Annotated in this window: 11 protein-coding genes; 6 read left to right on the top strand and 5 right to left on the bottom strand. The window is 69.9% G+C overall.

Translation table 11 applies throughout. From position 1 onward, the window contains the following. Window position 1: 1 nt before the first annotated feature. Window positions 2-469 (bottom strand): NUDIX hydrolase, encoded by a 468-nt coding sequence (locus ACN6LM_RS02845; protein ID WP_445063669.1) that lies wholly within the window; start codon window positions 467-469, stop codon window positions 2-4. Window positions 470-682: 213 nt separating this feature from the next. Here ACN6LM_RS02845 and ACN6LM_RS02840 point away from each other — a divergent pair, with 213 nt between their 5' ends. From ACN6LM_RS02840 to ACN6LM_RS02830, 3 genes are read left to right on the top strand one after another with little or no spacing between them, the layout of a single operon-like run. Beyond that, window positions 683-1,816, top strand: coding sequence for a helix-turn-helix domain-containing protein (locus ACN6LM_RS02840; RefSeq protein ID WP_445063668.1), 1,134 nt, complete (start codon window positions 683-685; stop codon window positions 1,814-1,816). A 25-nt stretch (window positions 1,817-1,841) separates the two neighbouring features. Further along, window positions 1,842-2,411, top strand: a complete 570-nt coding sequence (locus tag ACN6LM_RS02835) for an isochorismatase family cysteine hydrolase (protein ID WP_445063667.1) — start codon at window positions 1,842-1,844, stop codon at window positions 2,409-2,411. Window positions 2,412-2,415: 4 nt separating this feature from the next. After that, on the top strand, window positions 2,416-3,330 hold the full coding sequence (locus tag ACN6LM_RS02830; RefSeq protein WP_445063666.1) for an FAD-dependent oxidoreductase: 915 nt from the start codon (window positions 2,416-2,418) through the stop codon (window positions 3,328-3,330). 84 nt (window positions 3,331-3,414) lie between these two features. On the opposite strand, the gene ACN6LM_RS02825 is transcribed toward ACN6LM_RS02830, so the two are convergent. From ACN6LM_RS02825 to ACN6LM_RS02810, 4 genes are all read right to left on the bottom strand, one after another. Further along, on the bottom strand, window positions 3,415-5,133 hold the full coding sequence (locus tag ACN6LM_RS02825; protein WP_445063665.1) for a relaxase/mobilization nuclease domain-containing protein: 1,719 nt from the start codon (window positions 5,131-5,133) through the stop codon (window positions 3,415-3,417). Then, entirely contained in the window at window positions 5,130-5,471 is a 342-nt protein-coding gene (locus ACN6LM_RS02820; RefSeq protein WP_076967746.1) for a hypothetical protein, read from the bottom strand. The genes ACN6LM_RS02825 and ACN6LM_RS02820 overlap by 4 nt, the downstream gene beginning before the upstream one ends. A 318-nt stretch (window positions 5,472-5,789) precedes the next feature. Next, entirely contained in the window at window positions 5,790-7,130 is a 1,341-nt protein-coding gene (locus ACN6LM_RS02815) for a hypothetical protein (protein ID WP_445063664.1), read from the bottom strand. A gap of 252 nt (window positions 7,131-7,382) precedes the next feature. Continuing rightward, complete coding sequence (locus ACN6LM_RS02810) at window positions 7,383-8,900, bottom strand: DnaB-like helicase N-terminal domain-containing protein (protein WP_014047320.1); 1,518 nt, start codon at window positions 8,898-8,900, stop codon at window positions 7,383-7,385. Between the two features lie 276 nt (window positions 8,901-9,176). Here ACN6LM_RS02810 and ACN6LM_RS02805 point away from each other — a divergent pair, with 276 nt between their 5' ends. From ACN6LM_RS02805 to ACN6LM_RS02795, 3 genes are all read left to right on the top strand, one after another. Beyond that, window positions 9,177-9,716: a helix-turn-helix transcriptional regulator gene (locus ACN6LM_RS02805; RefSeq protein WP_014047321.1), complete on the top strand. Its 540-nt coding sequence runs from the start codon at window positions 9,177-9,179 to the stop codon at window positions 9,714-9,716. Between the two features lie 162 nt (window positions 9,717-9,878). Then, the gene (locus ACN6LM_RS02800) at window positions 9,879-10,175 is read left to right on the top strand and encodes a helix-turn-helix domain-containing protein (RefSeq protein WP_014047322.1); all 297 of its coding nucleotides are present in this window, start codon (window positions 9,879-9,881) and stop codon (window positions 10,173-10,175) included. Then, window positions 10,172-11,938 carry a tyrosine-type recombinase/integrase gene (locus ACN6LM_RS02795; protein WP_445063663.1) on the top strand — a complete coding sequence of 589 codons (1,767 nt, stop codon included), beginning with the start codon at window positions 10,172-10,174 and terminating at the stop codon, window positions 11,936-11,938. Before ACN6LM_RS02800 ends, ACN6LM_RS02795 begins: the two co-directional genes overlap by 4 nt. The last annotated feature ends 60 nt before the right edge of the window (window positions 11,939-11,998 follow it).

The raw sequence follows: 11,998 nt of genomic DNA, 5'->3' as shown, positions 1-11,998 counted from the left end.
CTCATGCCTCGCGAATCGGTGTATCGAGGACGGAGGTGATCGCGGCGGTGTTCGTGGCGATGAACTCGGCCAACTCCGGCGGCATCAGCTTCAGCTCACGGACGGCCTGGGCGGTGAAGGGCACCCGGACCACCTCGTACCCGCCCCGCTCCGGCTTGTCGAACTCGGTGCCCGTCCGTGCGGCCAGGTCCATCGACTCCAGGCGCGCCGCGAAGATGTGCTGGACTCCGACGCCTCCCTCCAGCGCGTCGGTGATGAGGTGCACGAGCTCGGCGCGCTCCAGCTTGCCGCCCAGCTCCTCGAACACCTCCCGGTGCAGCGCCGCCTCGATGGTCGCGTCCTCTTCCTCGACGCCTCCGCCGACCGACACCCAGTACGGCTCCCTGCCGGGCTTGGTGCGCTTGATGAGGACCAGTTCGTCGCCGTCGAGGAGGATGGCGCGGGCGTTGCGCTTGACGATGTCGGTCATGCCGTTTGCTCCTTGGGTGTGTAACCGGAGAGAACGGGCGGAGGGGCGCCTTTCGGCTGTGGCCACTTTCCCCGGTTCGTAAATACAGCATGGTGCAAACTGATCGCTGAGTGTGACGCACGGGTGCTGCAGCAATGCCGCAGTTATGCCGAACAGGACTGCCCGCGCAGGGTGTTTCGGCGTTTCACCAGGTGACGGACGGGGGGTACGACGGTGGTGACTGTGCAGAGATGGTCCGGCCGCGAGGCACGGCTGCTGCGCGAAGCCCTTCGCATGAGCCTGCGTGACTTCGCCGCCTACCTCGGAGTCAGTGACCGGACCGTGTCGAACTGGGAGGGTGGCGGTGCGGGTTACCAGCCGCGTGCCGAGTCCCAGGCTGTGCTCGACACCGCGCTCGACCATGCGTCGGGCGAAGCGCAGACGCGATTCGCGGCGGCGCTGGGAACGAACGGCGCTACGCCACCCGCGACAGGCCGCATCGAAGTCGACTCTCACAAGTTCCTGCCAGTTTTCATCGGCGTCGAGCGCGCCGGCCGCCTCCGTGCACACATGAGACCGAGTGAGCACGGCGAGTGGTTGGAGTCCTCCTCGGCCCGCGTCGACCACCCCGAAGCGCAGCAGTGCGTCCTTCACGTCTTCGCGTGCGGGGTGGCCGTCTTCCACCTCGTTCAGCCGCACCAGCCTGCCGCGCTCACCGACCTTGCGGTCTGGCGGTACCGCTCCTACGCCTCCGACCTGCCCTGGGCACGAGACAAGCTCCGCGACCTCCTGGACGAGGAGCCCGCCCGCGTTCCCAACCCCGAGTACGTCCTCTCCCTCTACTGGCTCACCTCGGGCCCCTGGTCCGGCGACGCCCACGACACCGCACTGCGCCTGCTGTCCACGCCCTCTGTCCTGGTCGACCGCGGCGCCCCGGATGGCCCCGCTCCTCTGGGCGGTGCGGTCGAGGAGTCTCTCCTCGCCACCGGCTTCGACCACCCCGACATCGTGTCCTTCGGCGTACGGGGTGTGTCCACCGCCTACGCGGGCTGGTCCGGCGTCGCCTACGCCTCCCACTCCCGCGAGCGCAGCCTCACGATCGACGAGTTGGTCACCTGCGAACTGATCGTCCAAGCCCTCTGGTGCTTCACCCGCCAGGTGCAGCAGATGATTGAGGACGGCCAGGACCCCTTCATGCCCGAGCAGTACGGCTGGCGCTTTCTGCGTGCCGCCTCCTCCCGGCTCACCACCGCCCGAGCCCAGGAGACCGCTCAACACGTTCTGATGCGGGAGGCCATCATGAAGACCAGCGGTCTGGCCGAACGGCTGCGCGCCGCGCAGGACGCTCTGCGAGAGGGCGTCGGGTGAGAACACAGGGCAGGAGAAGCAACGAATGGACATCGGCAGCGCCGCGCTGGTCGTGATCGACATGCAGAACGGCTTCGTGAACGAGCGAAGCCGCCACGCCGTGCGGGCGGTCTCTGATCTCGTCGCCCAGTGGACCGGCGCCGGCCGGCCCGTGATCTTCACCCGGTACTTCAACTATCCGGACAGCCCGTATGAGCGCTTCTTCCAGTGGCGCCGACTCCAAGAACCACCTGAGACCGACATCGTCCCCGAACTCGCGGAGGCGGCAGCCCGCGCGCACGCGGTCGTCGACAAGACCGGCTACACGCTCTTCACCCCCCAGGCAGCCGAACTGGTCCGTGGGGGCGGCTGGACCGACCTCGTCTTCTGCGGGATCGCTACCGAGAGCTGCGTCCTGAAGTCCGCGGCCGACGCCTTCGAACACGGCCACGCACCCTGGATCGTCACCGACGCCTGCGCCAGCGACGCCGGCCCTGACGTACACGACGCCGGACTCGTCGTCGCACGCCGCCTGATCGGAACCGGCCAACTTGTCACCACCGAGCACGTGGTCGACCAACTCGCGGCGTATGCAGGGGCCCCGGTGCTGGAATAGCTCCATGGGCGACACGCTGTACGACACCGACCTGATCATCATCGGCGGCGGACCCGCCGGATGTGCTGCCGCACGTATGGCCGCCAGCGTCGGCATGCGCTCGGTTCTGGTCGAGCCGGACCGGCTGTGCCGAAACCTGTACCGGATCCCTGCCCTGAACAACGTCCTCGGCGGCTACACCAGCGGCCCCGAGCTGGCCGACGCCATCGTCGCCGAGCTCAAGGGCACGGAGCTGTGCCGCCTCGAACTCGGTCGGTACGTCACCGAGCTCCGCGCCGACGACGACCAGGTGACCGCCACATTGGACACGGGCGCTTCCCGCACCGCCCCGTATGCCATCGCCGCCACGGGCGTCGGCCCTCTCCAACCCGGCGACGCGACCTGGATCACCGCCCCCGCCGGCCTGACCCTGCCCGCGCTCTGGCAGGCCGACGCCGACGACGCCCAAGGCCGGACCCTCCTCGTCCTCGGCGGCGACCGCCCGATCGGCACCTTCCTGCGCGCCCACCCGACCACGGACACGCGCCTTCTCGTGGCGTACCCGGCGACGGACGCGTACAAGATCGACGAGAGCCGCAATGACCCACGGGTCACGCTGCTCCCCGTCGATCACCTGACGCTGCACGGTGGGGAAGGCGCCCAACTGTCGGCCGAGGCAGTGGGAAGGGACGGCACCCACCGGACGATCACGGCGGACGCCGCCTTCCTCAGCCTGGGAAGTGCCCCTACCGCCCCACCCGGAGACCTGACCCGTGGCACGGACGGATACTGCCCGCCCACCAGTCAGCACCCCCGCGTCATCGTGGCCGGCGACCTCCGCTCCGCCCGCTTTCAACGGATCATGACCGCCCTGGGTTCCGGCAGCGAGGCAGCGCTGCACGCGTACTACGCGGCCAGGGCCTTGCCCATCAAGGGGTGAGGTCACGGTGCGATGCAGGGGGTGCTGTCCGAACCGTGGACAAGGCTGACCTGCGGCCTACTGTGTCCAGCTCGTACTTGTGTTTCAGCGTCGCCGGGGGGAACTGTTCGCGGGCCTGGCTTCGATTCGGGCCAGACGTTCCGGTGGGGCGACCGGGCGCTTTCCGTCAGCGGGCGGGACCTGGAGTTGCGGGGGGTCAGCAGGAAGGTCGGCTGACCGCCGTAGCCGCCATACGAGTACGTCACTCATGTGCGCCGCCGTGCCCAGTTCCCTACGGGCCGCTGCCTCGGTGAGCGCAGCAGTGGGGTTGTGCCCGGCTGCCTGAACTTCGTCGAGAGTGGCGACGAGAGCGTGCCATCCGGGTTCGGCGATGATCCGGCTTGCCAGTTCGGGCAGGGCTTGCTGTACGAGGGCGGCATGGCGGTGTTGCCTGGAAGGGGCCATGCGCACGCCTCGCTGGTGAAGAACCGCTATCGGGCGCTCGGCGGCGGTCCGGTAAGCCATGCGGAGATGTTCAGCAGCCCGTTGCGCGGCTTCGGCCTGCTGGGCGTGCTGCTTTCCCGCGTGCCAGTGAGCGGCGGCAGAGACCAGAAAGATGAGCATGTCGAGGGCCATCGCGGTGGCGGCACCGTCCTCGCCTCGGCCGAAGGCCGGGCCGCTCTGCACGAGGTCACGGGCGGCTCGGCGCAGGGCGTGGTCGTGGCCGCGTGCGGCACGTACGTGAGAGCGGGAGGCGCGCTCGAACGCGGATGCTGCGGCTTGGAGGTCGTGGCGGGTGTGCGCCGCAGACGTCTGAGCGAGGGCGTCGAGAACTTCACCGGTGGCGGCAGTCTGGGCGGCGACGGCGCCGTCCTCGCCGTGGTCGACGACGAACAGGCCATGCCAAGCAGCACTGGTGACGCGCCGTCGTGCGGATGCGGGTCCGGTTACCGAGGGCAGGGCCGATTGCTGGGCGGGGTGGTCAGGATTCCCGTCCCAGCGTTCGCGGATACGGGGCAGGGAGAGATCCGGGGCGAGCTTGGAGCCGGAGTAGAAGACCGGCTGGCCCTTGGCGTTGCGGTCGCCGGGGAGGGCGACGGTATAGCCGAGGGTGTCGCCCGACGGCGCGACACGGCGTCGCACGAGCAGGCCGGCCCCGGCGAGGCGATCGAAGAACTCCTCCTCGCCCCCGGCACCGGCCACCGAGCGCCGGACCGCCTCCCGCAGTTCTTCGCGCGGGGTGCGCTGCCGACCTCGGCGGTCGGCCTTATGGCGTTCGGCGCTGGTGGGCCGCTTGGCGGCGGTGCCATCGCCCGGCGTGACCCGGCGCAAGCCGTAGTCCGCCTCGATGAGGCGGGCCTCGGCCTGAGCGCGGCGGGCTTCGTTGTGCAGGCGGGGCCGTCGCCCGTCGTCCCGGACCAGGGTGGCGACGATGTGGATGTGGTCGTCTGCGTGCCGGACGGCCGCCCATCGGCAGGCGGCGTCGTCGCCCTCGGGGCCGATGCCGGTGGCGGCGACCATGCGGCGGGCGATGGCTGCCCAGGCGTCGTCGGGCAGAACCGGGTCTTCAGGGCTGGCGCGTACGGACAGGTGCCACACGTGCTTGTCAGGGCGTCGGCCGGCGGGCAAGGCGTTGACGGGCTGGTCGAGCAGCCGCTGCAGCTGCCCGTAGGTGGCCTGCGGATCGCGGCCCGGGTCGGGCATGAGCGGGTCGAAGGCCGCCACGAGGTGTGGGTCGGTGTGCTCCTCGTGCGAGCCAGGGCCGTACAGGTACCGGATGAGGCCGATCGTCGCGCTGCCGCGCTTATGGATTCGAGGGATCATGCCGGGCAGCCACCGTCCCGGTGGGCGAGCAGGGTGTCGGCGGCGTCCTCCATCCGGCGGGCAGCGTTCAGGACGGCCTGAGCGGCGGCGTCGAGGTGGGGTGCGTCGGCGCCGGAGTTGAGCGCCTTGGCGACCTGATTGAACAGGCCATGAATCCGCCCCAGGTGCCGGCGGGCGGCGAACACCTCATCGAGGACTTCCCGCTCGGTGGCGATCTCGGCCGCGGTGCGGGTCAGGTCGCGGGCGGCCTTGTCGACGGCGTAGGCGAGGAAGGCTGCGTTGGTCATCTGACACTGGGCGGCTGCGTCGGTGAAGCGCTGGTACTCGGCGTCGTTCATGCGGCAGCTGGGCTGGTGCAGGCGCTTGCGGGGCTTCGGCTGACGGGCGCGCTGACGTCGCCGCGACAGGGATTCGGCCTGCCGTGCCGTTCCTGGCTGAGGTCCGCCCTCGGTCGCAGCCTGCCGGTCCGGCGCCCCCTGGCGCAGGGCCGGTCCCGCCACCCCGGGGGCGGGAATTCCGGGAGCATTGCTCCCGGGACAACTTGCTCCCCCTTCTGCTGGGGTGGTGGTCGGCTGCTGTTGGGACGCGGCGGGTTCGTGGTGGAGGTCGTGCACGGGATCTCCGTCTCGGGTCGGGGCGAGTGGCCGGGGCGATCGTCAGCTCTGGCGGGCGGCGTTTAGTTCGGCCTTGACCTCGCGGACGATGAGGCCGGCGGTGTCGCTGGCGATGGTGTATCCGTCGCCGCGCACGACCTCTTCCAGGAGGTCGCGGGACAGACTGCCGTGCTCGTGAAGGAGCCGGTGGGCATAGTCGCGAAGGACGTCGTCGGTGGCGCGCGGCTTGCTGCCGGGTCGCTTCGGCTTCGACGTGGGGCGCTTGGCCGGTGCGGTGTGCGAGCCACTGCCCGTGGGTGGTGGAGACGCTTCTGGCGGGCGGACTGTCGTTTCCGGGCTGGAGCGGGTGAGGTCCGGGCCTGCAAATTCCGGGCGGGCGCCCGGCTGGGGTTCCTTGCCGCCCGGGTCTGCTGGGCGCGGGCAGACACGGTCCTCTGCCCGCCCGTCGCCGTCCGCCCGATTGGCAGCCTCCGCCCGAGATCGGTCGGGCTGTGCTGCGGGCCGCCCGGAGGGCAGGGTCCACCGCCCGGGCAGGTCGATGGTGGCTAGATCGGCCGCCTGACGGCGGGTGGCGAGCTGGCGCAGCAGTTGCTCGTTGCGGAGCGTGTCGGCATCTACACCGGAGCGGGCGAGGGCCTTGGACAGTCGACGCACGGTGCGTCGGCCCTTCCGCCCGGTGCGCTGCCCGGGCGTCATCTCGGCGAGACGGGCGGCCAGTGCGACGGCTCGGCGCGTGGCCCGCTCATGGACGATCTGGGCGGCGCCCTGGTCCCGCTCGACGATCCCGAGGCGGGCGAGCAGCCGCTCGCGGGCTTGCCGGATGAGGACGGCTGCGAGCCCGCGGGAGGCGGAGTCGGGTGTGTGCTGGCGCAGCTCGATGCCCATGGCCAGGTGCCACAGCACCGCGGCCATCACGGGGCCGGTGAAGGCACGTACGGTGCCCCCGACCGGTCCGGACTCGGCGTACGCGGGGATGGTTTGCACTGTGGTTATGGCCCAAACCAGGACTCCGGGCAGCCCGGCCGCGCTCCTCGGCCCGTGCAGATTCTGGCGGGCCATCAGCGCCATCGAGAACAGTGCGAGCTCAGCGGCTGCGAACATCACGGCGCGTTCGGTGGTGTCACGCATGCCGAGGTGGTGCGCGGCGAACCGCCAGCTCGTGTCGGCGCTGTAGGCGGTGCACACGAGTGCCGCCACGGCAGCGGTGACGACTGCTGCCGAAGGCTTCCGCTTCAGATCACGGGCGGGACGACGGCTGCGTCGGGTCCTCAGGCCCACACGCAGCAAGCCCGCCGCGACGGCCAAGAGGATCACGGCGAGGAGCGGGCTGTCGGCGTTCGGGAGCGAGATGGTGGCGAGCGTTTCGGATATTGCGGGGCGCATGTACGGGGCTACTCCGTGCCAGGGCAGGGAAGAGGATCACGGCGTTCACGGAGGGGGCGTACACGCGGGCCCCCTTCTAAAGGGGGGCCCGCGCGTGATCGCTCGGGCGTGTGAGCGGCGTGAACGCTTGCGTGATCGCTTGACCTGCGGTTTTTCTGTGAGCGTGTGTGCTGTGAGCGGTTCACGACGGTTTGCGACTGTGGGGGTCGCGTGCACGGTCGCGTGAACGCTCCGACTGGGCCGGAGCGAGGATCAGCCCACGGAGATGAGGTGGCGAGCGGAGGCGTAGTAGCGGGCCTGCTGGCCGCCTCCGACACCTCCGGCGATGCCGTCGGTCTTGGTGGCAAGGCTGCTGTCGACGAGGCGGCTGAGATGGCGTCGCGCCTTCTCGACATCGGCTCGCTCGGGATCGCCACCGACGAGGATGGTGGCCAGTTCGCGTGCGGTCAGCCCGCCCGGGGCGTTCCGCAGCAGGACGGCGGGGTCCTTGGTGGGGTCGACGGTGGTGGTCCCACGTACATGGTCGTGGGTGACATCCAGGGGGCCGACTTCGCCGGTGGGCGTCTTGAGGTGATGCAGAGTCACCGCAGGGTCGCCTGCCCTGCCGGTGACGAACAGGACGCTGCCCGCGCCGGCGGTGAACCAGGTGGACCCGTAGACCTGGTCCAGGCTGGGGCGCTGGCCGCGTGGTGCGTCGGCGGTCGCCTTGCGCTGGTGGTGCAGTTCCAGGATCTCCACCCCGTTGCGCAGAGCGCGCATACGGGCGTTGTGGAAGGCGACCGCGAGGCTGTCGTCGACCATCGTGCTGACCGCGTCCTTGAGGCTGTCGATCACGATGGTGTCGGCCTGGTGGGCGGCGGCGAGGTCGGCGAGGAGGTCGGGTTCCTTGTCGAGGGTGGTGGGCAGCGGGCCCTCCCAGACCACGAGCCGCTCGCGGAGGATCTTCTCGTCGGTGGGGAAGACGCGGCGGGCCATGGCCTTGGCGATCTGTTTGGGGCGATCCATCGCCAGGTAGAGCACGCGCCTGCTGGGGGCTACGGGCATCTCCAGGACGGTCTCCGTCAGGCCGAGGCGAGCGAAGATCACCTGATGGGCCAGCGTCGTCTTGCCGACGCCCGGAGCGCCGACGATCATCAGGCTCTCGCCAGGGGCCCAGACGGTCTTCTCGCCCGTGCCCCACAAGGGCTCGGCGTTCGCGCCGCTCTCTTTGACGAACGACCATCCGTCGGTGGCGAAGCGGGACAACCGCCCCTGGCCCGACGCGAGTGCGCGTTCGCGTTCGGCGCGTACTTCCGTCTCGATCTCGCTGCGGATCGCCTCGGGATCGGCGCCGGGCTCCCGGACCCGCTGGAGAGTGCGCACGGCTGAGGTCACCAGGCGGCGCAGGTCCGCCTTGGCGCGGACGATCTCCGCGTGATACTCCGCGCTGCTGGTGCCGTAGGGGGCATCGGCTAGCTGGGACACGTAGACGGGGCCGCCCACGCGCTGAAGGTCGCCCTGCTGCTGGAGCAGCTCGGTGAGGACGATCGGGTCGGTCGGCTTGTCCTCGCGATGCTGCGCGAGGAGCGCCCGCCAGATGGTCTCGTGCGCGGGCCGGTAGAAGGCGTCATCGCCGAGGATTGGCCTGACCGCGGCGATGATGCCGGGTTTGTGCATGCAGGCACCGAGGACCGCGCACTCGGCGTCCAGGTTGAACGGCTGCTCCGTCGGGGTGGAGCCTTCGTCGAAGCGGGATGGCGTCTGGGAGGGCAGGGTCGTACCCTGGTTCACGGAGCTCCTCACCCGGAAGGCCATATGGGGCGGCAACCCCGGCCTTCGGTTTCGATCGTTCAGGGATGGATGGTTGTGCGGTGGAGCCTCTACTTCGGCCCCGGTGTTCGTAGCACCGGGGCCGCTTGCATGTGCGGTTCCGTCCGTCGTTGTGCGGCGGAGTACGACCATAGCCGAGATTTTCGGCAACGCAATGCCTTGCATTTCAATCCGCAACGATGTTTAGTTGCGGATGCTGGATCGGTCGGATCTGTCGTCGTGAGAAGGGAGGCGCGAGTGAGCAGCGAGGAAGGCGCGGAGCGCGCCGGCCCAGGTCGACCGGTGCCGGAAGACCACGTCGCCGCACGCGTCAAGCTGGAACGCGAGGTCCGCGGTTGGAGCACGGTGAAGCTCGCCGAGGAGATGGCCGCCGTCGGCCATCCGATTAACCAGTCCGCGATCTGGCGCATCGAGAGCGGCAAGCCCCGTCGCAGGGTCAACCTCGACGAGGCGCTCGGCTTCTGCAAGGTTTTCGACCTCACCATGCAGGACCTGACCGGACCACCGGACGAGCTGGCCACGCCCCGTATCCGCCAGCTCGCGCAGGAGTACGTCCAGATGACCCGGGAGTACCACCAGCTGCGAGCGGCGATCGACCGGAACCAGATGCACCTGGGCGAGATCCAGAGGGAACTCGATGCCTACGGGGACAAGGGACCCGAGCGGAGAGGGCAGGTCGACGAGCTCCTCCGGCTCGAAGAGCGAGCGTTGATGAGAAGCATGCACCCGTCCCGGGCCCACCTGCGAATGCAGGGGCAGCCCCCCGCCAGCGAATAGCCGGCCACTGCCCCTTCCACGGCGTTTCGAACGCCGAGAACACCACACGTGGCGACCTCCGTCGCCGACGATCAACCATCCATCCCTGAACGACACCACCGGCCAGGCCGACGGGAGTTGCCGCTCCCGCGACGCCGCGAGGCTGGCGGGAGGAGTATCCCCATGCCGCAGCCCACGCTGCCCATTTCCCAGATAGCCCAGCTTCTGGACGTACCCGAAGACGCCCTGCGCACCTTGATGGTCGAACGCCGATCCGTCGGCGACACGACCTTGGTCGCCCTGACCGTCTCCGAGGCCGCCCGTCGAATCGGCATCGGCCGCACCAAGCTCTACGAGTACGTCTCCTCCGGCGAGATCGCCTCCGTCAAGATCGGGAGCTTGCGCCGCATCCCAGCTGAAGCAGTGAACGAGTTCTTGTCCCGCCGCCTGTCGGCGACCGACTTCGGGGCCGCCGCGTGACTCGCGCCTCCGAATCGAAGTCCCGCCAGCCCAACGGCGGCTCCTCGATCTTCCACGGCAAGGACGGTCGTTGGCACGGCTACGTCACCGTGGGCGTCAAGGACGACGGCAAGCCGGATCGGCGCCATGTCAGCCGTAAGACTCGCCCTGAGGTCACCAGGGTCGTCCGCGAGCTGGAGCGTCAGCGCGACAAGGGGACGGTCCGCAGGGCCGGCCAGAGCTGGACGCTGGAGACCTGGCTGACGCATTGGGTGGAAAACATCGCCGCCGCGCACGTCTCGGAGAACACCATCGACGGCTACCGCGTCGCGGTGAACCATCACCTCATCCCCGGCCTCGGTGCCCACCGCCTGGAGAAGCTGCAACCCGAGCACCTGGAGCGCTTCTACAAGAAGATGCAGGACAGCGGCAGCAGCGCCGGGACCGCCCACCAAGTCCACCGCACCCTGCGCACCGCCCTCAACGAGGCGGTCCGCCGCGCCCACCTCGCGGTCAATCCCGCCACGATCGCCAAGGCCCCGCGCCTGGAAGAGGAGGAGGTCGAGCCGTACTCGGTCGAGGAGGTCCAGCACCTTCTCGCCGAGGCCGCCAAGCACCGCAACACCGCCCGCTGGGTCATTGCGCTCGCCCTCGGCCTGCGTCAAGGGGAGGTCCTCGGCATGCAGTGGGGTGACGTCGACTTCGACCTCGGCGTCATCCGCGTACGGCGCGGCCGGTTGCGGCCCCGCTACAAGCACGGCTGCGGCGAACGCTGCGGACGTAAGCCTGGCTTTTGTCCCCAGAAGATCAACACCCGACGTGAGACGAAGAACGCCAAGTCCCGCGCCGGCCAGCGGCCCATCGGAGCCCCGGACGAACTCCTGCAACTCCTGCGCCAGCACAAGGAGGAGCAGGCCCGCGAGCGGGCCCGGGCCCGGGACCTGTGGACGGAGAAGGGGTACGTGTTCACCTCGCCCACCGGCGAGCCCTTGAACCCGAACACGGACTACCACAAGTGGAAGGAGCTGTTGAAGGCCGCTGGCGTCCGCGACGCCCGCCTCCACGACGCCCGCCACACCGCGGCGACCGTCCTGCTCATCCTCGGCGTCCCCGACGCGGTCGTCGACGCCATCATGGGCTGGGAGCCCGGCAAGTCCGCCCGGATGCGCCGCCGCTACCAGCACGTGACCAGCCGCGTCCTCAAGGACACCGCCGCCAAGGTCGGCGGCCTTCTGTGGGGCACGGACGAGACGGCGGGAAGCGCGGCTCCGGAGGCTGGCCAGAGCCCCGTCCCCGCTGAGCTGGTGGTGCACGTCGCCCGCCTTGGCGAGCGGCGAGTTCCCTTCCTCCACCGCGAGTACGCCGATGAAGTCGTCGCACGATGGAGCGAGGACTGGCCCGACCACACCGCCGAGGTCGAGGAATGGGACCGCTGGCGCTGGGAACACCAAGGCCCTGGCGGCGCGAGCGCCATCCGCGACCGCGTACCGGAGCGGTCCGTGGTCTTTCACGCCCGGGCCTTGTTCCTCCCCGGCGGCGACCGCATGGCGACCGGACTTCCCGAACAGTGGTCGGTGCCTGCCTGGGACTTCGAGACCGACCGCTACACCGACCGCGCCTCGGCTTGGCGCACGGCCCGACGGCCCGGCGCGGGCCAAGAGGTCGAGGCCCAGGTGCGAGGCACGGACAAGGACGCCGTGGAGGCGGCCTTCGCCGAAGCGTGCGCACAGGCTGTGGACCGTGCTCGTCATCCGGGGAGGTACGGCGACACCGACGAGTGGTAGCTGCGCGGATTGTGCAGCCGAGCTGGACAAGCGACAGGGGGCCCCGACCGAGCCGGTCGG

The sequence above is a fragment of the Streptomyces sp. SAS_281 genome (assembly GCF_052542855.1).
The sequence above is the reverse complement of the archived record's forward strand: the minus strand, read 5'-3'. Positions and strand labels throughout refer to the sequence as shown.

What these genes read in the sequence shown, in the direction of transcription:
- ACN6LM_RS02825 (WP_445063665.1), bottom strand. Translation starts at nt 5,133, where the DNA reads ATGATCCCTCGAATCCATAAGCGCGGCAGCGCGACGATCGGCCTCATC.
- ACN6LM_RS02830 (WP_445063666.1), top strand. Translation starts at nt 2,416, where the DNA reads ATGGGCGACACGCTGTACGACACCGACCTGATCATCATCGGCGGCGGA.
- ACN6LM_RS02815 (WP_445063664.1), bottom strand. Translation starts at nt 7,130, where the DNA reads ATGCGCCCCGCAATATCCGAAACGCTCGCCACCATCTCGCTCCCGAAC.
- ACN6LM_RS02845 (WP_445063669.1), bottom strand. Translation starts at nt 469, where the DNA reads ATGACCGACATCGTCAAGCGCAACGCCCGCGCCATCCTCCTCGACGGC.
- ACN6LM_RS02800 (WP_014047322.1), top strand. Translation starts at nt 9,879, where the DNA reads ATGCCGCAGCCCACGCTGCCCATTTCCCAGATAGCCCAGCTTCTGGAC.
- ACN6LM_RS02820 (WP_076967746.1), bottom strand. Translation starts at nt 5,471, where the DNA reads ATGAACGACGCCGAGTACCAGCGCTTCACCGACGCAGCCGCCCAGTGT.
- ACN6LM_RS02835 (WP_445063667.1), top strand. Translation starts at nt 1,842, where the DNA reads ATGGACATCGGCAGCGCCGCGCTGGTCGTGATCGACATGCAGAACGGC.